The 23,702-nt window shown below is 42.5% G+C and carries 17 protein-coding genes; 5 read left to right on the top strand and 12 right to left on the bottom strand.

Annotated features, from left to right (window positions below):
- Nucleotides 1-9: 9 nt before the first annotated feature.
- A complete protein-coding gene (locus QYT14_RS05885) occupies nucleotides 10-1,515 on the bottom strand; it encodes a 4Fe-4S binding protein (protein WP_288325016.1) in 1,506 nt (501 codons plus the stop codon).
- 17 nt (nucleotides 1,516-1,532) lie between these two features.
- Nucleotides 1,533-2,915, bottom strand: coding sequence for an aldo/keto reductase (locus QYT14_RS05880; RefSeq protein ID WP_237039089.1), 1,383 nt, complete (start codon nucleotides 2,913-2,915; stop codon nucleotides 1,533-1,535).
- Nucleotides 2,916-3,068: 153 nt separating this feature from the next.
- Here QYT14_RS05880 and QYT14_RS05875 point away from each other — a divergent pair, with 153 nt between their 5' ends.
- Both QYT14_RS05875 and QYT14_RS05870 read left to right on the top strand, forming a co-directional pair.
- A complete protein-coding gene (locus tag QYT14_RS05875; protein WP_288325015.1) occupies nucleotides 3,069-4,925 on the top strand; it encodes an ATP-binding protein in 1,857 nt (618 codons plus the stop codon).
- Nucleotides 4,922-6,880 (top strand): HAMP domain-containing sensor histidine kinase, encoded by a 1,959-nt coding sequence (locus QYT14_RS05870; protein WP_288325014.1) that lies wholly within the window; start codon nucleotides 4,922-4,924, stop codon nucleotides 6,878-6,880. The genes QYT14_RS05875 and QYT14_RS05870 overlap by 4 nt, the downstream gene beginning before the upstream one ends.
- A gap of 116 nt (nucleotides 6,881-6,996) precedes the next feature.
- On the opposite strand, the gene proC is transcribed toward QYT14_RS05870, so the two are convergent.
- The 9 genes from proC to QYT14_RS05825 all read right to left on the bottom strand — a co-directional run bounded on the left by proC (nucleotide 6,997) and on the right by QYT14_RS05825 (nucleotide 18,521).
- Nucleotides 6,997-7,776 (bottom strand): pyrroline-5-carboxylate reductase, encoded by a 780-nt coding sequence (gene proC / locus QYT14_RS05865; RefSeq protein WP_237039092.1) that lies wholly within the window; start codon nucleotides 7,774-7,776, stop codon nucleotides 6,997-6,999.
- A 109-nt stretch (nucleotides 7,777-7,885) separates the two neighbouring features.
- A complete protein-coding gene (locus tag QYT14_RS05860; RefSeq protein WP_288325013.1) occupies nucleotides 7,886-9,007 on the bottom strand; it encodes an aminotransferase class III-fold pyridoxal phosphate-dependent enzyme in 1,122 nt (373 codons plus the stop codon).
- 13 nt (nucleotides 9,008-9,020) lie between these two features.
- Nucleotides 9,021-9,989, bottom strand: coding sequence for an N-acetyl-gamma-glutamyl-phosphate reductase (gene argC / locus QYT14_RS05855; RefSeq protein ID WP_288325012.1), 969 nt, complete (start codon nucleotides 9,987-9,989; stop codon nucleotides 9,021-9,023).
- Between the two features lie 2 nt (nucleotides 9,990-9,991).
- On the bottom strand, nucleotides 9,992-11,200 hold the full coding sequence (locus QYT14_RS05850) for an argininosuccinate synthase domain-containing protein (RefSeq protein ID WP_288325011.1): 1,209 nt from the start codon (nucleotides 11,198-11,200) through the stop codon (nucleotides 9,992-9,994).
- A 29-nt stretch (nucleotides 11,201-11,229) separates the two neighbouring features.
- Nucleotides 11,230-11,787 (bottom strand): GNAT family N-acetyltransferase, encoded by a 558-nt coding sequence (locus QYT14_RS05845; RefSeq protein ID WP_237039096.1) that lies wholly within the window; start codon nucleotides 11,785-11,787, stop codon nucleotides 11,230-11,232.
- 20 nt (nucleotides 11,788-11,807) lie between these two features.
- Complete coding sequence (argR, locus tag QYT14_RS05840; protein WP_237039097.1) at nucleotides 11,808-12,284, bottom strand: arginine repressor; 477 nt, start codon at nucleotides 12,282-12,284, stop codon at nucleotides 11,808-11,810.
- Between the two features lie 128 nt (nucleotides 12,285-12,412).
- Nucleotides 12,413-14,638 (bottom strand): HAMP domain-containing sensor histidine kinase, encoded by a 2,226-nt coding sequence (locus tag QYT14_RS05835; RefSeq protein ID WP_288325010.1) that lies wholly within the window; start codon nucleotides 14,636-14,638, stop codon nucleotides 12,413-12,415.
- 13 nt (nucleotides 14,639-14,651) lie between these two features.
- Complete coding sequence (locus QYT14_RS05830) at nucleotides 14,652-16,637, bottom strand: HAMP domain-containing sensor histidine kinase (protein ID WP_288325008.1); 1,986 nt, start codon at nucleotides 16,635-16,637, stop codon at nucleotides 14,652-14,654.
- Between the two features lie 15 nt (nucleotides 16,638-16,652).
- Entirely contained in the window at nucleotides 16,653-18,521 is a 1,869-nt protein-coding gene (locus tag QYT14_RS05825; protein ID WP_288325007.1) for an ATP-binding protein, read from the bottom strand.
- Nucleotides 18,522-18,733: 212 nt separating this feature from the next.
- On the opposite strand from QYT14_RS05825, the gene rhaB reads away from it, so the two are divergent.
- Together rhaB and rhaD are read left to right on the top strand one after the other, a co-directional pair.
- Entirely contained in the window at nucleotides 18,734-20,215 is a 1,482-nt protein-coding gene (gene rhaB, locus QYT14_RS05820; RefSeq protein ID WP_288325006.1) for a rhamnulokinase, read from the top strand.
- A gap of 49 nt (nucleotides 20,216-20,264) precedes the next feature.
- The gene (rhaD, locus tag QYT14_RS05815) at nucleotides 20,265-21,074 is read left to right on the top strand and encodes a rhamnulose-1-phosphate aldolase (protein ID WP_237039102.1); all 810 of its coding nucleotides are present in this window, start codon (nucleotides 20,265-20,267) and stop codon (nucleotides 21,072-21,074) included.
- A 148-nt stretch (nucleotides 21,075-21,222) separates the two neighbouring features.
- Here the strand turns inward: rhaD and QYT14_RS05810 are convergent, their stop codons facing one another.
- Nucleotides 21,223-21,897: a hypothetical protein gene (locus tag QYT14_RS05810; protein ID WP_237039103.1), complete on the bottom strand. Its 675-nt coding sequence runs from the start codon at nucleotides 21,895-21,897 to the stop codon at nucleotides 21,223-21,225.
- Between the two features lie 793 nt (nucleotides 21,898-22,690).
- On the opposite strand from QYT14_RS05810, the gene QYT14_RS05805 reads away from it, so the two are divergent.
- Entirely contained in the window at nucleotides 22,691-23,695 is a 1,005-nt protein-coding gene (locus QYT14_RS05805; RefSeq protein WP_288325004.1) for a lytic transglycosylase domain-containing protein, read from the top strand.
- Nucleotides 23,696-23,702: the final 7 nt, after the last annotated feature.

Below are 23,702 nucleotides of genomic sequence, written 5' to 3'. Positions count from 1 at the left end.
TAGTTTTGATTAAATGACCCGATGCGCTTCGTGCCCTTCCACATAAATGGCACTGAAAGGACGTGCCGGACAAAGATTTTCACACGCACCACAACCGATACAACGTTCTGTGTTTACTACAGGTATTTGTAAAGAAGAGGCATCTTCGGCATCTTGAGGAACCATCTGAATAGCTCCTGTCGGACAATGCCGTGCACAGTTGCCACAACTCACTCCGTCGGTTTTGACCACACAGTTCTGCGCAATCCACACTGCATGTCCAATCTGAATACTTGACTTATCCACTGTAGTAATGGGACGAATGGCTCCTGCCGGACAGACCTCGGCACACTTCACGCACTCGGGGCGGCAGTAGCCGCGCTCATAAGACATTTCGGGCTGCATCAGATGTTTTAAATCGGACGAAGGACGAAGCACTTGATTAGGACAAGCCGACACACACAATTGGCACGCCGTACAGTGTTGTGCGAAATGCCCGATGCCCGACGCTCCTGCAGGAACAAGCCGTGTGGCACGGTCGGGCACCTTCTTGTCTATTATTGCAGCCAGCCCGCCATCTACCTTCTTCTCTTGTGCCTTCAGTAAAGCACCGGCAGTAAGCAAAGCCGAAACAGTGAGAAAACCGCGACGAGACTGATCCACTTTTTCCGCTTCCGAAGCGGTAGCATGCGCCACCGCCGGCTGTTTCTTTTGAAGCATTCGTCCGGGCAAATAACGGATGGCTCCCTGACGGCATTTGTCTATACAATCCATACACGCCACACAGCGGCTATAGTCTATTTCATGAGCCTTGGGATTGATACAGGAAGACTTGCAATTACGTGCGCACAGCCCGCAACCATTACATTTGGAAGTATCGATAACCAACTTAAAATATGAATATCGGGAAAGAAAACCGAGCACCGTACCTACCGGACAAACCGTGTTGCAATAAGTGCGGCCGCCTCGCCATGCCAGCACAAAAAGAACCGCAAAGGTAACGGCAGCCACCGCAAAGGTAGAGATTCCTTTCATCCATATATCCACCGAATAAAAAGCATAACTGTCCATCCGTTCGGCAAAGTATGCCAACAAGTTGTTCCCCCACTGATAAAAAGGAGCAAAAAGATGGGCGACGATTCTACCGTATGAGCTGTAAGGAGCCAGCAAAGCAGCCAACGGCACCACACCTGCCACCAATACAGCTACAAACAACACCAACAGAGAATAACGCAGCCACGACACTGCGGGAGAGTAACGGAAACGGTTCTTTTTCACCTTTCCCGAAAAACAGGAAATGATATCCTGAAAGACACCCAACGGGCAAATGACTGAACAATAAATGCGCCCGAACACCAAAGTGAAAATCACCAGCCCCACCACAATCCCTACATTCAAGGCCAGCACCGCAGGCAAAAACTGAATCTTTGCCATCCAGCCGAACCAACCGTGTAAAGTGCCTGTAAAATCAAGAAACAGCAAGGTAATCAGGGAGAAAAACAGCACAGCAGCCGTCAGTCTTATTTTACGTAACATAAGCATTCGTTTTTTTATTATAAGGTTTCTTGTTTCAACTGCTCCACAAAGTCGTCTATGCGGCGGAGCTGTTTCGGAATATCTATACTCTGAGGGCAATGCGGGTTGCACTGATTACAGCCGATGCAATGATTGGCCTGCCTAAGTTTAGGTACAGCGCGGTCATAGCCCACCAAAAACGCACGACGCGCTTTTCGGTAGTTCTCGTCCTGACGGCTCTTGGGTACATTTCCTTCATTCACACAACGGTTGTAGTGCAACAGTATGGCGGGAATATCCAGTCCATAAGGACAAGGCATACAATATTTACAGTCATTGCAGGGAATGGTAGGATACTTCAGCATCATCTGTGCCGTGTCCTCCAAAAAATCTTTTTCTTCATCGGTCAGCAACTCCAACGGCGAATAAGTACGAAGATTATCCTGCAAATGTTCCAGATAAGTCATTCCGCTCAATACACACAGTACATCGGGATAAGTCCCGGCAAAACGGAACGCCCACGATGCCACACTATTCTCGGGACGACGCTGCTTGAGGCGTGCTATCAGATGATCATTCAGTTTGGCAAGACGACCGCCCAACAAAGGTTCCATGATAATAGCCGGAATGCCCCGTTTCTCCAATTCGCCATAAAGATATTCGGCATTCACATTATTGCCCGTGGCATGGCGCCAGTCGGCATAATTCATCTGTATCTGTACAAAGTCCCATTTCACATCCAACGACAACAAGTAATCAAATACCTCCACCGAACCGTGAAACGACCAACCCAAATTGCGGATACGTCCTGCATCACGCTCTTTCAACAAGAAATCAAGAACTCCGTTATCAATGTAACGGTCATGGAAAGTCTGTATTCCGGCTCCTCCTCCCACAGAATGAAGCAGATAGTAATCCAAATAATCCGTCTGCAACTCTTTGAATGACTGCCGATACATCTCAATGGAATTTTCACGCGTATAGTTCTGAAAATTCGACAGTTTGGTAGCTATGAAAAGTTTCTCGCGGGGATGGCGTTTCAATGCAATACCGGTAGCCTTCTCAGACAATCCCTGGCAATAGACAGGCGACGTATCAAAATAATTCACTCCATGCTCTATGGCATAATCCACCAACCTGTTCACCGCTTCCTGATCCACAATTTCCCCTTTGCCATCAGGATTTTGTTTCATTGGCCACCTCATACACCCATACCCCAGCAGTGATATACGCTCTCCTTTGGGTGAAGTGCGGTAAGTCATTTTATCTGTAGGAATTTCTCCACGTGCCGCCGCTTCCGATGCCTGCGGCTTTTTATCGGACGAGCAACCATATAATGCGGTAGCCGATGCCACGGCGCCAGCTCCCATTATCTTCAGGAATTTTCTTCTGTCAATCCCTTTTTCATTTTTCTCTTTCATACCTGGTTATTCTACTTTGACCTTCAACAACTACAAAGTTATCAGAAAAAAATAGAAAGACTCAACATTAGATCGTTTTTTCATAACAAACTTCTTACATATATAATATATATTACCTATATTTGCAAAGTTCTGACCATATTAATAAATAAAATGGGAAAACACATTTGCTATATTATACTTTTAACCATATTATTTATCCTTCCCCTTCAGGCTGCGAACAGAGAGAGCCAACATCTGTCCACATTGGAATATCTAATGGATAATTATCTTGCCTTTGATACCAACACCCCCATTGACAGCGTTATCTACTGGGGAGAACAAATCACACCGACATTGGAAAAAGAAGGAAAAACAGATTTATTCTTTCGTATCAAACAGCAGCTGGTCCAACTCTATTCGTATCGTGGAGATATTGGTCAGGCCATAGATGAAGCACGACTAATGTATGAAAAAGCCAAAACCATGAATTATCAGCAAGGAATGGCACTCGCAAGCAGAGCCATCGGAGACGCCTACCATTGCTCCAACATGGCACAGGAAGCCATTGACTCTTATAAGGAAGCCATCCAATATCATATTACTTCTCCCGACCATAATTTGTTTAAAGAAGCAACCACCCTGAAACTTATCTCACTACTGATGATGACAGACCAGACAGACGAAGCTGGACAATATATCCATCAATTGGAAGCCTCAGAATACAAATATGCCGGCACCACTTTACATTTTTTTGATTACATCCTCCATTCAGCCTTCTATATCAAAAAAGAAAATATTCAAAAAGCAGCGGAATACCTCCAAAAAGCAGAACACTTTTTCACATCAAACCCGCAGCCTTATTTCTATCCTTTTCTCAACTTTGCATGCGGGCAATACAACGAAACCATCGGTGCATACGAACAAGCATTGCAAAATTATGATGAGTTTCTAGAAAATATCCATCAGAAAAACAAGTCGGTCAACTATTTGCATGTGTCATACACCAAGGCCAACCTTTTAATAAAAATGGGAAAGAAACTGGAAGCTGCCCGACTGTATGAGCGAATCAGCGAAGTAAGTGACTCAGTCGTATCTCCCAGTTACTCACACCGAATCAATAACCTTCGCGCCCGATTTGAAGAAAACCGTATGCAAATTGAAAATAAGGAAGAGCTCAACCATCTACTATTGGTGGGACTCGTATCGGGAGTTATCATATTGGGAATTATCACCTATCTGGCCATCAGTATTCTGAAACAGAATAAAAAATTGGAGCAGTCCAAAATCAAGTTGGAACAATCACGACTGAATGCAGAAAACGCCATGCATACCAAAAGTCTTTTCTTATCCAACATGAGCCACGAAATCCGCACTCCTCTCAGTGCCATATCCGGTTTCTCGGAACTGCTGACAGACAAACAATTGGATGAAGAGACACGTCGCCAATGCAGTGAGGTCATACAAAGAAACTCAGACCTGCTGATAAAGTTAATCAATGACGTTATTGACTTGTCCAATCTCGGAACAGGGAATATTCATTTTCACTTTAACTACCATGATGCTATCAGTATTTGTCGGGATGTAATCAATACTGTCAACAACGTAAAAAAGACCGAAGCCGAAGTTCTATTCAAATCCGGACTGGAGTCGTTGCAACTATACACAGATGATTCCCGTCTGCAGCAGTTACTTATCAACCTGCTCATCAATGCCACCAAGTTTACTCCCAAAGGCAGCATTACATTGGAAGTGGAACAATATTCGAAAGACAGTGTCCTGTTCACCATAACCGACACAGGCTGTGGTATTCCGCCAGAAAAGCAGAGTAAAATATTCAACCGATTCGAAAAACTAAACGAAACGGCACAGGGAAGTGGACTTGGACTTTCCATTTGCCAGCTCATTATAGAACATATAGGTGGAAATATCTGGCTGGATTCGAGTTATACCGGCGGATGCAGATTTTGTTTTACCCATCCTATTAACCCAATAGATAAGAAAAAAGAAACAGAAGGGGAAAAACCATGAAACGAATACTGATACTGCTCATCATACTGATTTATAGCGGAGGAGCAAAATTACTTTCTAACAGTAGCACTTCCGCCAAAGACAGTTTACTAAAAGTATTAGAAACATTGCCGGCCGATACCACCCGACTAGATATGTTCATCACACTGGTGCATCTAGACCCTATGTCGCCTTCCTCCCTCACATTTTTAGATCAAATGTTAGAGGAAGCTATCCAACAGGATAATAAGTATTACGAATGTTATGCCGTTTATTCCCACTTAGTCTACTACTTCAACCATCAAGATGAAGAAAATGTAAACCTATGGATGGAAAAACTGGAGAAATTGGCCTTGGAGAATAAATTTCATGACTTTTATTTTCTAGGGAAAAGAGTCCATATCACCATGCGGATTATTGCACACAAAATAGAATATAGCATAACGGAAGCCGAAGAGATGTATGAACTAGCCCAAAAATTAAACCATCCCTTGGGTATGTCTAGAGCCAAGCTATGTATGATGACCGCTTATTTAATGACCATGCGCAACAAAGAGGGTATCGAAGCTGGCAAAGAGGCTTATCGGCTATTACCGCCTGATGCACCTTTCAGTACACGCAAAGACGTTCTGCAGGAATTAGTTTTGGGCTGCTCGTCCACGAAAGACAAAGACCTTATGAAGGTTTTAGACGAATATAGAAGTTTTCTCGATAAAATGTACTCAAACCATTATCCGGTCTTATCCAAAAAAAATGCCTACCTATTATTGGAATCCTTGTATGCCGATTATTATATCTACCACGGTCGTACAGAAGAAGCAGTCCCCTATCTGAAAGAGATGGATAAAAACTTTTTCAGCGAATGTTATATCCCATGCCGCGGATTATATTATGATGTTTATTCGCGTTACTATAAAGCGATTCATGAATATGACAAGGCTCTAGTCTGTGCCGACAGTACCATCAGCCTGCTCTCCAACATCGCGGACAATGACGGACTGAACATTGGAATAAACCGGGCAAGCATTTTAGTCGATGCCGGAAGACTGGACGAGGCTATCCCCCTCTTTCAAAAATTACTGGCCCAGAAAGATACTTTCCACAGGAACTTATCAACATCTCAAATAAATGAAATCTATGAGATGTATAACATCAACAATCTTATTCTTGAGAAAGAACAGCATAAAACCATGAAGCGCTATATCATCATTGCAGTGATTGCCATTGCTTTGCTTATTTTAATTCCTTCTACCATACGCATCTACTCGGTGCGAAAAAGACTGAAGAAAGAAGAAGAAGAATGTCGTGCCATGAGTATGATAGCGGAAGAGGCCAATGAAGTGAAAAGCCGTTTCCTTGCCAATATGAGTTACAATATCCGCATTCCTCTGAATAACGTATTAGGATTCTCCCAATTAATGACTACCGATGTAGAGAATATCGATGCCACTCAGTGGAAAGCTTACACTGAAATTATTCAGGCTAATTCAGCCGAACTTATCCAACTGGTAAACGACGTACTCGATTTATCAAGGCTAGAAGCCGGAAAAACGAAATGGCAATTGGATGAGTGTGAAATTATTCAATTGTGCTCGGATATCACCAGCATGGTACACATGAAGTGCGGAGATAAAATATATATTAATTTTTATTCTGATATTGACGTCCAAATGATAACAGCCGACAATAATCGCCTCACACAGGTAATATTAAGCACATTGATTTATGCCGACCCATGCGAGAAAAGCAGAAATGTATCTTTCTATCTGAACCGCGATAATGAAAGAAAAATGTTAGTGTTCCGCATTGTCAACAGTCCATTGGCAGATGCCCAACTGCAAACGCAAAAAACAGAAATACGCCATAATATTAACCGAATGACCATTGAATACTTCGGTGGCACTTATACTATTGAGCCGAATGCAGCAACAGGAGCAACGATAAGTTTTACTTATCCTTATGGAAACCAAACATGACTATCCTAGAAACGAATTTCAGAAGCAACAGAAGACAGGAAGTTATTGTAATACACTTGTTATCACTGATATATGTGTATATGAAACATGTTTCCCTTTCACTTGGTATCTAAATCCTATTTTACATTACTTACTTTCATTGCCTTGATAACGGCCGAAGTAAATCCGGCATGGTCCAATTCATTGATACCCTTAATAGTTATTCCACCGGGAGTCGTTACCTTATCAATCTCCACAGAAGGATGTGTATCATTATTCAGAATGAGTTCGGCAGCACCCTTTACCGATTGCGCCACCATTTTCTGTGCATCTTTCGGATAAATGCCCATCTCAATGCCGGCCTGCATAGCCGCCTGTATATACTTCAATACATAGGCTATACCGCAAGAAGTCAATGCAGTGGTAGCTCCCATCTGGCTTTCGGGTATCAGCATAGCCAGTCCAAGCTCATTGAAAATATCCAGCATCAGTTGTTCCTGTTCCTTACTGGCATTGCGACTGGCTATTAAAGTCATACTTTGGCGTTCGGAAATGGCTGTGTTCGGAATCACACGGAAAATAGTCATCTGCGGGCTTACCCATTCGGAAAAACGATCGAACGACAGGCCTCCCGCAACAGAGACAAGTACTTGGCGTTCAATATCCAATTTAGTAAAACTCAGCACTTGTTCTACCATCCACGGCTTCACTGCCAGAATGACGATATCGGCCTCTTTCACCACTTCATCATTGTCATTTGTCACATTGATTTCAGGAAACTCCGCCTTCAACGCATCCAGTTTCCCATTGCTGGGGTTGGCTACGAATATTTCACTTGCTTTTACTATAGTTCCTTGGGCTAAGCCGCGTGCAATGGCACCTCCCATGTTTCCTGCACCGATAATTGCTACTTTCATTTTATTATTCTTTTAAATCGACCGGCCCAAAGATAAACGGAAAAAGTGAAAATACCGGCCCATAGGACATGTATTTTCACTTTCTTATATTATTGCAAACTTCTTTCAATCAAAAGAGTTTCTTAAAGCGGGCCAAGAATTCGTCAGCCTCAGCTATAGTCAAGCAGAGAGGCGGTAACAAACGGATAACATTTGTGCCGCTGACACCGGTGAATACTTTTTGTTCAAATAACAAGCGTTGACGTAATTCCTTAATCGGCTCATCAAACTCTATACCAATCATCAGACCTTCGCCACGCACTTCCTTTATTTGCGGGAATTTCTTTAATTCAGTCAATAAGTAAGCGCCGACTGTCGCAGCATTTTCCACCAAATTTTCCTGTTCCATCACATCTAATACGGCAATAGCTGCCGAACAAGCCAAATGGTTTCCGCCGAAAGTGGTACCAAGTTGTCCATACACCGGCTTGAATTTCGGACTAATCAGAACACCTGCCATAGGGAAGCCGTTACCGATTCCCTTTGCCACGGTAATCATATCCGGACGGATACCTGCATGCTGATGAGCAAAGAATTTACCGCTTCGTCCGTATCCTGATTGAATTTCATCCAGTACAAGCACTGCATCTGCCGCTTCACACTCCTTGCTCAACTCTTGCAAGAATTTAGCATCAGGGACTTGAATGCCACCCACACCCTGAATACCTTCAATAATCACAGCACATACATCGCCTTTTGCCAACTCAGCTTTAGCTGCCTCAATGTCATTCAAGGGCAGATACGTCACATGACCGTTATCATTAATCGGAGCAATAATCTTTGGATTATTGGTTACTTCCACCGCCAATGAAGTACGTCCGTGAAATGCCTTGCTAAAAGAAAGCACCCGCTTACGTCCATTATAAAAAGAAGCAAGCTTCAACGCATTTTCGTTTGCTTCGGCACCACTGTTAATCAGAAACAATTGGTAATCGTCGTAACCCGAAATCTTACCCAATCGGTCTGCCACTTCCTGCTGCAGTTTGTTAATCACCGAGTTGGAATAAAAGCCCAACTGTGCCACCTGATTGCTTACCATCGCTACATAATGCGGATGTGCATGACCGATGGAGATGACCGCGTGACCACCATACAGATCAAGGTACTGCGTATCTTTATCATCCCATACATGGCAGCCTTTTCCCTTTACGATATTAATATCGAACAGAGGATATACATCAAATAATTTCATAACTCTTCTTTTTTTAGAAAGCAGCCGGTTTCAACTTCAAGCCTACCGTCTCTTCCAGATTGAACATAAGGTTCATGTTATGGACAGCCTGGCCGCTGGCACCTTTCAACAAGTTGTCGATGCAAGAGATAACCAGCAGTTTGTCGCCATGTTTTTCCAAATGAATCAAGCACTTGTTGGTGTTCACCACCTGCTTCAAGTCAATGTTTTTATCTACAATATGAACAAAGGAATCTTCGGCATAGTAGTCTGTGTACATCTTCACCAGTTCTTCCAGTTCTACCTTGCATTTCACAACCAATGTGGCAAAGATACCACGCGGGAAGTCGCCACGGTAAGGGATGAAATCTATTTCAGAATCAAAACTGTTCTGCAACTGCTTCAATGACTGTTTAATTTCGGGCACATGCTGGTGAGAAAACGGTTTATAGATGCTCATATTATTATTACGCCAGCTAAAATGGCTTGTCGCACCCGGTTTGACACCGGCACCGGTACTTCCTGTAATGGCATTCACCATCACATCTTCGTTCAGCAATAAATGTTTTGCCAGAGGCAATAATCCCAACTGGATACAAGTAGCAAAACACCCTGGGTTTGCTACGTGCTTGCTGTGGCAAATGCCACGACGGTTCAGTTCGGGCAAACCATAGATAAAGTCATGGTCGTCACTCTTAATACGATAGTCCATACTGAGGTCAATGATTTTCAGATCTTCAGGTACATTATGACTATCCATAAACTTCTTCGTATCACCATGGGCGGTACAGAAGAACAATACATCTATTTCATCCAAAGGAAGCTGGTCAGTAAATACCAAATCGGTCTCACCATAGAGTCCTTCATGTACGTCAGTTATCTTATTGCCAGCGTTACTGCTACTATTTACAAACTTTATTTCCACTTCGGGATGATTAATCAGCAGACGAATCAATTCGCCTGCCGTATAACCGGCCCCACCGATAATTCCTACTTTAATCATAATTAAATCTCTTCGTCCTTGTGGTTATTATAATAAACACGCAATGGTGTAGAAGTTACTTTGATAAAGCCTTTCGCATCTTCCGCCGTCCAGCCTTTCTGCATTTCACCATATTCACCGAACTTGGTTTTCACCAAATCGTCTTTCGATTCAACGCCTACTGTAGAGAACGAAAGCGGACGGAGTTCAAGGATAGCCGTACCGTTGACGTTGCGCTGCGATTCCTGAAGCATAGCTTCGATATCACGCATCACCGGTTCCAAATACTGACTTTCATGCAAGAACATTCCATACCAATTGGCAACCTGATCTTTCCAATATTGCTGCCATTTGCTCAAGGTGTATTTTTCAAGGAAACGATGTGCACCGATAATCAGCATGGGAGCAGCAGCCTCGAAACCTACACGGCCTTTGATACCGATAATGGTATCTCCCACATGCATATCACGACCGATGCCGTAAGCGGCACCGATTTCTTCCACCTTCTGGATAGCCTTGATAGGATTATCAAACTTTTCATCATTCACAGCTTTCAGCTCCCCTTTCTCGAAAGTAAGGCGAAGTTGTTCGCTACCCTCCTTTGTCACCTGTTTCAAGTATGCACTTTCGGGCAATCCCTGTGCAGAATCCAGAATCTCACCACCACAAATTGAAGTTCCCCAAAGGCCTACGTTATATGAATATTTCAACTTTGTGAAATCTGCTGCAAAACCATGCTCATTCAAGTAGTCGATTTCCTGTTGACGGCTCAACGCCATATCACGGGTAAGGGTAATAATTTCCACCCCCGGAGCCAATACCAGGAAAGTCATATCAAAACGGATTTGATCGTTACCCGCACCAGTTGAACCATGAGCGATAGCGTCAGCACCGATTTCGTTGGCATAGCGGGCAATGGCCAATCCCTGGAAGATACGTTCCGAACTTACAGAAATAGGATAAGTTCCGTTACGAAGGACATTACCGAATACCATGTATTTCAAACTCTTCTCATAATATTCCTGAGTGACGTCCAAAGTCACGTATTTCACAGCCCCCAACTTATAAGCATTTTCTTCGTTCTGCTTCAGTTGTTCTTCGCTGAAACCACCGGTGTTTGCGCAAGCTGCATACACTTCATATCCTTTTTCCTTAGCCAGATACATTACAGTAAACGAGGTATCAAGACCACCACTGAATGCAACTACTACTTTTTTCTTCTTTTCTTCCATAATGGTATATGTTTTTTATTATTCCTTCTTTAAATCGTATCCTCCTCATGCAAAGCCGGATCATAAAGCATCGCAGTACAGATACAGAACTTACGGTTCTTTGCCACCAATATATCGTGATTGGTACATCCTTCACAGCCTTTCCAAAACGCTTCATCATCCGTCAATTCATTGAATGTAACGGGAACATAGCCCAGTTCAGTATTCATTTTCATTACAGCTGCACCGCTGGTCAGACTGAAAATCTTAGCCTTCGGCCATCGTAAACGCGCCAAGCGGAAAGACGCCGCTTTAATGCGTTTTGCCAAGCCCAAGCCACGATAATCAGGATGAACAATCAATCCCGACGTGGCTACATACTGCTTGTTTCCCCACGACTCAATATAGGTAAAACCTGCAAACTCCTCACCACATAAAGCGATAATCGCTTTTCCTTCTCTCATTTTAGTCGCCACATATTCATGTGTGCGTTCTGCGATGCCCGTTCCGCGTACCTTAGCTGCTTCCCTGATGGTATCTAAAATCTTATCAACGTAAACTTCATGTGAGGCATCAGCCACCATCACATCAACTTGTTTAGCATCCATTTCTTATTCTATATTATTTTTTATTGTATATTCGGTATAATGAGTGAGAGCGCATTCTTCACTCCTGTCTTTGTGCAGCCTTCGCGTATCACAAGTATAATAGTATCATCTCCGGCAATAGTACCCAAAATCTCATCAAACTCTTTATTGTCAATGTCATAAGCCAAACTGCTGGCATAACCGGGACGAGTTTTGATTACAGCCAGATTTGCCGAAAATTCAATGGAAATAAACCCATTATGCATCAATAATTCGCTGGCCGAATGTTGTTCGGTCATACGCTTGTACATTGTATTGTTAGGTAATACATATACATAATTTCCATTCATACTGGCAGCCTTAGCAACTTTCAATTGTTTCAAGTCACGTGACAACGTAGCCTGTGTCAAGCGGAAACCCTCTTTTGCCAATTCTTGCAACAACTCTTCCTGACTTCCTATTTCCTTGCTGGAAACTATAATTTTGATGGCATCAAGTCTACTATTCTTGCTCTTCATACTGCATAATTATTCTAATTCGGCTGCAAAATTACGCATTATCTGGGAATATAGATACAAAAACCGGAATATTTTTGCGCAAATATGCAAAAAAAGTAGTGCTGAAGTTGCATTTTAACCGGAAAGAGTCACACCTGACAAGGAAGTACGATAGAAAAACAGCTACCTTTGCCTACTTCCGACCATAACTCAATCTTTCCGTGAAGCTTCTCAATGATGGCTTTACAGATAGAAAGCCCTAATCCTGTACCCTGTGCAAACTCATCTTGTTTATAAAAACGACTAAAAATTATGTTCCGTTCTTCGGCAGGAATACCTTTTCCGGTATCTTCTACATAAATATACACTTCTGAAGTTGCTTTTGCATATTCCCATCCCAACTTGATATATCCTTGCTGTGTAAACTTGCAAGCGTTATTCAAGAAATTGGTGAGCACCTGCATCACTCGTCCTCTGTCCACATAAATCCGGGGAGAAACTCCCGAAGGAATCTCTTTCAAGAATTGCAAGCAAGAAGGGATTAACACGCTATGTGTCTGATAAACATCATTCACCAACTCACTGACATCACACATAGTATAATCGAAAGACATTTGTCCCGAATCAAGACGGGAGATTTCAAGAATATCATTTATCAGTTTCAGCAACTGCTCCGTATTCACATTAATGATATTAACATATTCCTGCTTTTCCTCTTTTGATAAATCCTCCTCAGCGTTAATCACATTGGCAAACCCGACAATGGCATTCAAGGGAGTGCGTATCTCATGACTCATGTTAGTAAGAAAAGACTCTTTCAATTCTGCTTTTTCTGCCAATCTTCGTGCTTCCTCCAGTTCATGTTCCTTATCCTTTATATTCTGCACATTGAGCAACAATCCGGCAGTCCGGTACTCTCCGGTAGCCAACCGAGTAGTAGTATAACGGAATTCCCACCATTGATACCCTTTATCATTGAAATCACAACGCACCTGCACTATTTTCTTTTTGGCATACAAATGTTCTTTCCAATCATTATAAATAATTTCCTTGTCATTCGGATGAGTCACTTCAACCAAATCTTCTATCGTCAATTTCCCATCCGGCATATTCTGTGATTTCCAAAATGCAGTTTCAAACACAAGAGATTCATTCTGTAGTTTCCATGCAAACGTATTACTTCCCTCAATAGCCAGTTCCAATGTCTCATTCTTATCTGCAAGGTCCAGAAGTACACGTTTTTTCCTTCTCTGCTCACGAAGATAGAGAAACAATAGCCACGAAATGATTAAGCCAACCCAGATTGTTATCGAAATAACCAAGAATAACCACAACACCGGATATTCGTCCTTAAAGGGAATATTTATAATTTTACAATAACCGGGGATTCTGTCTTTCCCCCAACCCAGCTGAGCCATAACATTCCAATCCACCACATAATCCTTGCGGCTTTCCCTAATGGGCAACTTAGAAATATTTTCACCATTCAGCAGCCTGACAGCCGTCTCTACCTCCTCTTCCACTTGCGTATCAAGCATAGTCAAATAACCTCCCAATAACTTTTCTTTTTGTCCAAACCCATCATTTATCATCGTCAAAGTAAGTCCCTGAGCCAGATTACTGACATTGACAGTCGTAAAGTCACGCTTACACTGCAAATAGCAACTGTTATGTTGATATTTACTCATATTCCAAGCTAAATAACCATTCGTAGAATTGCGCATGGGAATATAATGAAAAGTCAGTTTATGAGTCCGTTCCAATTTCAACTCCGCCGTTTTCCGGTCCATAATCCACAAGATATTTTCATCTTTCAACTGCCTATGCATATCTGCCTCTATTTTTTTATCAAAGAAAGTAGAATCCATAACAGCAAAGAAGTGCACTTCATCTCCCAATAGCGCTTTGGCAAAATCTATATTTTCCTTGATTTCCATCTTGTCATGAAAGCCTGTAACATTCGGATATTGCCTTATCAATGGCCAGTTGGGATAATTCACTCCTCCAAACACAATAGGAATCTTCTTCAAATAAGGATGCCCGCACTTCAATAAAGAATATGTGGCCTGGTCTTCATTTACTAAAATCAGTTCAGGATGCCAAGACCGGACTGAATCTATCATATAATACATTCTTTCCAACTCCGCCTGTGCTAAATAAGACTCACAATCCAAATAGAATACACGTAAGTCCACCTCCATATTCCTTTTAGCAAAAGCATCTGCTATTTTCCGGTTAAAATCCGGATATGCGGCATAACTCTCTTCGTATGAATGTATCACCAGCACACGTCTGGCTACTCCTCCCCATCCCGACAATGTACAGGCTAACAATGCCCATGTCAATAACATCAACTGTCTTCCAATCCTGCTCATAAATTTCCTGCGGCTATTTATCATCATACGGATAAGTAAAAGTTACTGAAGGGCCTTGTTTTGCCTGCTCGTCTACTTTATAATACCCTCCAAAATAATGAATGAAGTGAGCATTTATCTCATTACGAATCATAGCTGTTTTATTCTCAAAACGCTCCTTTGCCAATGGTGTATTGACAACCGTCACCAGTAAAAGGGATTTTTCATCTATACGCTTTACAGTTATATCCGAATGATAAAATTCCGTATCGACAGTAGAGACAGTCAAACTCTCTAATAAAGAAAGTAAACGGGCCCGGTCTGTTCTGACCGTCTGTGTCTCCAAATCAGTACGTAGCTCTGCATGCACACAGTTCTGCGCATTTTTATTAGCTTCCTCTATCACTGCACGAAACAGACTGACAAAGTCACAACGCTCTTCCACATACTTTATTTTCCCCGACTCAAGACGAGACAACTCAAGAATATTATTCACATAGTCCAACAACTGCGTGGCATTCTCCTGAACAATCTTATTATAAGTGGATTTAGTCTCTTCATCCAAACAATCCGCATCAGCCAGAATCTCGGCAAAACCGACCACTGCATTCAAAGGAGTCCGTATATCATGACTGATTTCAAGTTTTAACCGTTCCTTGGCCAAATTGTCGGCATGAGAAAGTTCGGCAGCCCTTATCGCCTCCTTCTCCGCCACAGCTATTTTCTTGGATAAATAGCCGGTATAAAGATAAAACAGGAGCATCAGAACCAGCAGTACACTCAGAATCGTTATCGCCCGAAGATAATTCATATTGGCAATCTTCTGCTTTTCCATCAGCAGTTCATTGATTTGATACTTCTCTTTTACCTGTTCCAACTGGCTGGTGGTAGTAGCTATATTCAATGAATCCTGTTTATGCAGCAAAAGTTTCAAGGTATTGATACCTCCGTTCCAATCCCCCTTGTCGCGCAGTATTAAAGACTTATAAAAAATAAGAGTTTCGAATACATCTATATGGTCTTTTTCCACAAACGGAGCAACCTGATCAATCAATGCAAGCCCTTGGTCATATTTTTGTGTCCGCGCATAATATTGCATTTCCATCAATTGGATATTCAGCCAATACACCGAATCCACTTCCGGAGTAAGCAACGCTTTAGACTTTTCAAGGGCTTCAATAGTTTTGGGATAATTCTTTTTATTCATGTAATAGTTGACGTACTTAATCTGGCAATCCACCATTACATCTCTCCAATTATTAAGCGTTTTCGGTTCCTTTTCCACAACTCCACCCAATAAATCATCCATTTTCTTCAAATAAAACAAAACCGAATCCCGCTTCCAGGTACTCGAATCCCGCTTCGCTCTATAAGCATATTGCCTTGACAAACGAGAAAGAATATCAATGTGCAAACCCAATTTAGTATATCTTCTGCATGCCCGATAGCCTTTTAAGAGAGCAGCAAGCGCCTCATCCGGGCGGTTGGAAGTGGCATAAGTACATCCCAAACTGTTATAAGCAGCCACTATTCCATTATTACAGTGACGCTCTTCCGATTCTTTCAATACTTCCCAAGCTACAAAAACCGCCTTTTCATTCATCTTTTTAGAAGCCAGTACGCGACTGACGGCAGCCTTTTGTTCTAGATAATAATCATACTTGCCTATCTTGGAAGCAAGTTCCTGCAGTTTGTCCACCCAAAACGTAATACTATCCAAATCATGTTTTTTATCATAGCAGACAGCCAGATAATAAGCGCCCAAATTCTCATAATATATATTCTGCTGTTTACGTGCTTCTTCATAAAGGTGTCTGGCAAAAAACACATTATAAGGAGGATTCTGATGCAAGTATGCCGCATCCAGCAAGACAAACAAACGAGAAGTGTCTGCTGGCAAATGTTCCACTTTCCTCATCAGACTGTCACGAAAAGCAATCGTATCATCTCCCTTCCAGCCCCGAGAGAAGAGGCATGAAAAAGAAATCAGACAAGATATCAGTGTTATAATTTTTTTCATGTTATGATACTCTGCTTATAATAACATCGATTTATACTTTAACGGATGAGTGAAACAAAAACGTGCCCCTCGGGTATAGTCTCCGTCAATCCATATCCTACCACCTACAAATTTCACAATCAACTGACAAATGGAAAGCCCCAAACCGCTACCCTGCACAAATTCATTCAACTTTTCAAAACGCTCGAAAATAAGTTTCTGCTTCTCCTTCGGGATGCCGCAACCGGTATCCGACACCGAAAAAAGAGCCGTCCCGTCATTTACCATTTCAAGTTTGAGCACGATAGAACCTTCTTTAGTAAACTTAACAGCATTCACCAGCAAATTTATCAACACCTGTCTCAGCCTCGAATCATCCGTTTCGAGCTCCAACGAAGCCAAATCAGTCTCAAACTCCAGCTTCACATTCAGTTTATAAGAGGCGCGTATAGTTTCTATTACTTCGTAACATATCTTCACCGCATCATACTCCTTTATATTGAACTGAATATTATCCTCTTCAAAATCCGACAAGTCAAGTATATCATTTATCAGTTTCAGCAGTTGGTGCGAGTTGACACGAATAATCTCACAAGCTTGCTTACGGGAGTCATCATCCATGCCCATATCCTCCTCCGACGCCAACAAAGTAGAGAAACCCACAATAGCATTTAACGGCGTACGCACTTCATGGCTCATATTAGAAAGGAACATATTCTTTTTGCGAATAGCATTCTCCGCCTTCTGCCTCATCTCCTCCTGCTTTCTTTTCGATTCTCGCAGTTTAAATATCTTCTTCCAACTCAGAAAGATAAGATAAAACAGTACCAAGACACAAACAGCAATTCCGGTCACATAATAACGGTTGGACAAAGTACGCCGATGTTCATTCATAAACTTCAACCGGTCCGCCTGAAACCGGGTACAAAGTTGGTCTATCTCTTTAGGATAAGTTTCCGTAAATACAGATTTTGTATAAGTATAAACAGACACAAACTGCTTAAAAGCCTCTTGCTCCTCGCCCATCATCACATACAGCTCTGCCTTATTGCGCATCGCATCAATATACAATCCGCGATTCCTTTGCGATGTCTTCCCATTAAAGAAACGGTCATAAGAACCCAGCGCCTTTTCATATTCCCCCTTACTCTCATAATAAGCAGCCTCAGTTATCAACAGATGCTGGATAACCCCCACCGGCAACATCGGTTCCAGTTTCCATGCTTCCTTCAAGTACTTGTCGGCTTCGTCCGGCACACCCGCTTGAATACAATAATAAGCATTATAATTATGAAAAAGTGCCTGTTCCACCGGAGATAAGTCTGCCGGCGGATACCCATTTATGCGTTCGATATACAGTTTAGCCTTCTCAACCTTTTTCAGGTGAAGAAGATTATCCACCAATTGCGTCAGTAGTATTTTCGTCAGAATCTGATTATCCGAAGGATCATTTAACTGCCTGAAAGCCTCTTCGAGTGATGTTTCCGCTTCCTCCAACCGGTTCATGTAACTATACACCTCACCAATTGCATTGAGCGACATCGCCATACCGAATTTGTGGTTCATAGCCTGAGCCTTGGAGTACATCATATCACTTTGGGCAATGGCAATACGGCTCTCCCCTCTAAGGATATGCGAACGGATTACAATCCTTCTCAATTCAAAATACTCATCATACTTGCCTATGGAATCCAACACGGTCGCCAGACTGTCACCCAAAAGAGCGATACTGTCATTCCTCTCTGTATGGATAAAACCGGCATTTTGTCTGAATGAATGGATATAACTTTTTTGCAATTCATCAGGTTGAGCCTGCTGTCGATCAGCATCCCATGCTCTTGCCAGACCAATATTTGTCAAGCATAATAAAGAGAGAACAATAAGATGTCCGACTATTCTTTTCATTCTTAATAAAACCTTCATATATTTTTCACTTAGCGAAGGTATTGATATTCTGCCATTTCACCAAAGAAGTTACAAGAAAAGTAAGAATAATATGTTTTAGGGCATTTACCACACAATCGAACTGTTATTCTATCAAAAAAAAGAAGAGCAGTTTAAAAGAATGAACTATTTTTGCAGTATCATTAATTCCTTAAATTATCAATTGCAGAAACATGGAACACACTTATTTCTTTGCGGTAGACCTGGGTGCCACCAGCGGACGAACCATTTTGGGCTGTCTGGGAGACGGCAAATTAGAGCTGAAAGAGGTTACCCGCTTTCCGAATCATATAATAGAGACCTGCGGGCATTGTTACTGGGACATCTATGCCCTTTACCGCGAAATCATCAACGGACTCAAAGTAATAGCCAAGGACAACATTCCCATCCGCTCCATCGGCATTGACACATGGGGAGTGGATTTCGTACTAATCGGTAAAGACGGTGAACTGCTCCGCAATCCCTATTGCTATCGCGATCCGCACACGGTAGGAGCTCCCGAAGAGTATTTCACGCATATTCCGCGCGAAAGAGTATATGATATTACCGGCATTCAGATAATGAACTTCAATTCATTGTTCCAGTTATCGACACTTCACCGCCATCACTGCACAGCATTGGAAGCAGCAGACAAGATTCTCTTTATGCCCGACGCATTGGGCTATATGCTCACCGGCAAAATGGTCACGGAATATACGATTGCCTCTACTTCACAAATACTGAATCCGCGTACCAAACGCTTTGAAAAAGATCTGTTGGACGTAGTGGGAGTTAAAGAAGAACAATTCGGCCGGTTTGTCTTCCCCGGAGAACAAATCGGAGTACTGACGGAAGAGGTACAGCAACTGACCGGCTTGGGGGCTGTTTCCGTCATTGCGATAGCCGGACACGATACAGCCTCGGCCGTGGCAGCAGTACCGGCTCAAAATGAGAAATTTGCTTATCTAAGCTCAGGCACATGGAGTTTGATGGGTATTGAAGTAAAAGATGCCATTATCAACAAGGAAAGCTACGAACAGAACTTCACCAACGAAGGGGGAGTGGAAGGCACTACCCGGTTTCTGAAAAATATCTGCGGCATGTGGTTGCTCGAACGATGCCGTAAGGAATGGGAAGCAGCCAATAACAATTATTCTTATGCTGAATTGATTGATGCAGCTTTGGCAGCACCCGCTTTCCGCAGTCTTATCAATCCGGATGCACCGTGTTTTCAAAACCCGGCATCCATGATTAAAGCTATCGCCGAATATTGCAGACAGACCAATCAGCCTGTCCCCGAAACGTATGGAGAAATAACCCGTTGCATCTTCGATAGTTTATCCATGCGCTACAAACAGATATTCAGTGTACTGCAAAAGATTGCGCCATTCCCTATCGAGAAATTACACATAATCGGCGGAGGCTCGCGAAACAATTTGCTCAACCAATTCACCTGCAATGCAGTAGGTGTTCCTGTCATGGCAGGACCGAGTGAAGGAACCGCTATCGGCAATATCATGCTGCAGGCAAAAGCAAATGGATTGGTAAACGACATTGCTGCCATGCGTCGCCTTATCAGCACCTCTGTCGAAACTGCTTCCTTTGAGCCGCAGAATGCAACACAGTGGGAAGAAGCTTATAATAAATATCTTGCCTGCTACAGAGAAGATATTTAATATTTGCTATATTTGTAAATTACAGAACAATCAAATTAAAACAAGAAATATGAAATCAATTTTAGACAATCGCCCCGAACTGGCACATGAAGTAAATAAAGTAGCGGAAGTTGCCGGTTATTTATGGCAAAAAGGATGGGCAGAGCGTAACGGAGGTAATATCACCGTTAACATCACAGAATACGTAGACGACGAAATCCGCAATATGCCCGCCATCAGTGAAGTAAAACAAATCGGCGTAACACTGCCCCATCTGAAAGGATGCTATTTCTACTGCAAAGGAACCAATATGCGTATGCGTGATTTGGCCCGCCGCCCCATGGACAACGGCTCTGTAATCCGCATTCTGGACGACTGCGCAAGCTACGTTATTATAGCTGACAAACCGGTCCAGCCCACTTCTGAAGTTCCTTCCCACCTGAGCGTGCATAATTTCCTCATAGGTAAAGGCTCTCCCTATAAGGCATCCGTACATACACACCCCATCGAACTGATTGCCTTGTCACACAACAAGAAATTCATGGAGAAAGATGTAGCCACCAATCTTCTGTGGAGTATGATTCCCGAAACAAAAGCATTCTGTCCGCGCGGCTTAGGCATGATTCCTTATGCCCTTCCCAGCTCAGTAGAACTGGCAGAAGCCACTATCAAAGAACTGGCAGACTATGATGTCGTCATGTGGGAAAAACATGGCATCTTTGCAGTGGACTGCGATGTAATGGCAGCTTTCGACCAAATTGATGTGTTGAATAAATCAGCATTGATTTATATCGCGGCAAAGAACATGGGCTTTGAGCCCGACGGCATGAGCCAAGAGCAAATGAAAGAAATGTCCGTAGCCTTCAATTTACCTAAATAATAAAATAAGTAAGAAGGTGTCGAAACTCTGATAACCTAAAAATCACCCTCGCCACAAGTAGTCGTAGCGAGGGTGATTTCGATAATAAGGGAGTTTTGGCATCCCCACTTTTATTATCTTTCCTAAATGTCCTTTCTCTTTAATGCCATCAAGCCTGAGGTTCCCTACTGTCCAGCTTCTCAAACATTCTGTCGAACTCCGCTTCATCGTAATTCAATTCACTGAAATCAAAATCACCATAAGGCACCTCTGCGGCATCCACTTCTCCGTCAGTCACCCCTTCTATACTATAAGTAAAATCAGTACCGATTGCCTCCATTATAATCGGTATATAGAGGTCGGCTTCCTCGTCTGTATCGGCACGCAAGTAATGCTTACCGTTTCTGCCGAATTCAGTAAACGGTATCTCCTCTTTCTTTTCATCCAGAATATATTTCGTGATATCGAAAGAATCTTCAGAATCTATTCCCACCGCTTCGGCAAAATCAACAGCCCCATACACCAACTTGTGGGCATCAGCATACTCCGCTTTTTCCAAATCCTCATCCATATCAATACGTCTCACCATCATTTCATAATCGTCATAATCCAGATTAAAGAAATACTCAGAATGAAGCAGACCTTTACAATAGATATCCACCAAATAAACCCCCATCGTAAAGTGTCCTTGCGGATGTTGGCGCGTGACAATAATTGTCTTTTCCCCCATATGATCCCATTTTGTTCCTATATAGCACTCTACTATCGGCAACTGTCTTGCTTTCTCCTTTATATATGCTTCCGGGGATAGCGGTTTTTGTTTTTGAACTTTATTCTTTATCATAATTATAGATATTGATTTCGTACTATGGCTGAGTATCCATTTCTGAAAAGTCAAAAACCTGCTACCCTATTCTTCACATGTATTAGACTTTTTAGAGACTCCAGTCCTTTAATGGCAGTAAAGATAGGAAAATATATTCCATAAATAAGACATATCCGAAGAATATTTACTACAATAAAAACAAGCAGGATAAAAATGAGAGCATATCAATACCCTTTATTCCGTTGCAACCTCTTATTTAATATGAAAATGAACGGAGTTTCATTACCGTATGTTTTATCACAATAAGCAGTATAACTCCTGTAATGCCCCAAAGCAGGAAAGAAAAGAGAGATAAAAATCGGTTGGAAGGGATAGAGGCTCTGTTTGAAATCTTGGGAATTCAAACTCTGCATACGCTTAGAACCCCCTAAGTCGTTTCATTAGGCGGACTAAGCGTTTTCGTCCTTTCGATTATGCCTGTCTGTCAGTCGGATTACTACAGTCTTCGGCAGTGGACTGTATAGTCCATTGCAGTGGACCGTACAGTCCGTTACGGTGGACTGTACAGTCTGCCGCAGCAGACTGTAATAATCTTCCGTTTAAAAAGGCTTGGCTGACCCTAAGAAACGGCTTAGTCTTCCCTTTGTTGGTGAATATGATATATTAAATCTCCAAGAATAATGACTGGTCCACATCAAACGATAAATTACACCTTTGCAAAATAAATATAGGTATTATAAGGCAAAAAAACTATCTTTGCCATAACAAAGAATAATCAGACCGGTGTAACCGTCAAAAGAAAATAGAAAAAATGAAGATATATACACTAAACATGGCCGCAGCAATGCTCTTTACTTTGGTCACAATCTCACCTGCCCTTGTGGGCAACAGTTGCGTTGCTCCGAAAGGAGAACAGGAAGACACAACAAGTACAGCCATAAAAGAAAATCCGGGTATCACCGCATTGAGATACAGCAGTCCCGAAGTGCCGGCCAGTATTGTTTTCTGCGGAAAAGCGATAGACCTCAGCCGATATGACCGCCATGAACGTATGGACCGCGAACTATTGGCATTTACCTATATGCACAGCACCTCCCTGCAAATGATAAAGAAAGCCAACCGCTATTTCCCTATCGTAGAACCCATACTGAAGGAAAACGGAATCCCTGACGACTTTAAATATCTGATGGTAATAGAAAGTAACCTCAATCCCATCGCACGCTCCTCTGCCGGAGCCGCCGGACTGTGGCAGTTCATGCAAGGAACCGGACGAGACTATGGATTGGAAGTCAATTCCAACATCGACGAACGCTATCACGTGGAAAAAGCAACCCGCGCCGCCTGCCGTTATCTGAACGATGCTTATGCCAAATATAAAGACTGGGTAGCTGTAGCCGCCTCTTACAATGCCGGACAAGCAAGAATTGCCAGCCAACTGGCAAAACAGGATGTCGACGATTCACTGGACTTGCAACTGGTAGAAGAAACCGCACGCTATGTATATCGTATCCTCGCTGCTAAAATCATGTTCTCCGACCCGACTGCTTTCGGTTTCCGGCTGAGAGCATCTGATTTATACCCTGCCATCCCTTATACCGAAATAACTGTGACAGAAGGAATAGCAGACCTTGCACGCTTTGCACGCAGCAAAGGAATCACATTGGCTATTCTGAAGAATATGAACCCCTGGTTGAGGGAAACCAGCCTGGCCAATCACAGCAAAAGGACTTACAAGCTGAAAATACCCACCAAAGAGGGGATGTATTACAATCCCAAAACGATTGTTCCGTATGATAAAAGATGGGTAGTGGAATAATTTCTCT

It is taken from the genome of uncultured Phocaeicola sp., from assembly GCF_948499155.1.
Classification (GTDB): Bacteria; Bacteroidota; Bacteroidia; order Bacteroidales; family Bacteroidaceae; genus Phocaeicola; species Phocaeicola faecalis.
Note: the sequence above shows the minus strand (reverse complement) of the source record. Positions and strands in the feature narration are given on the sequence as shown.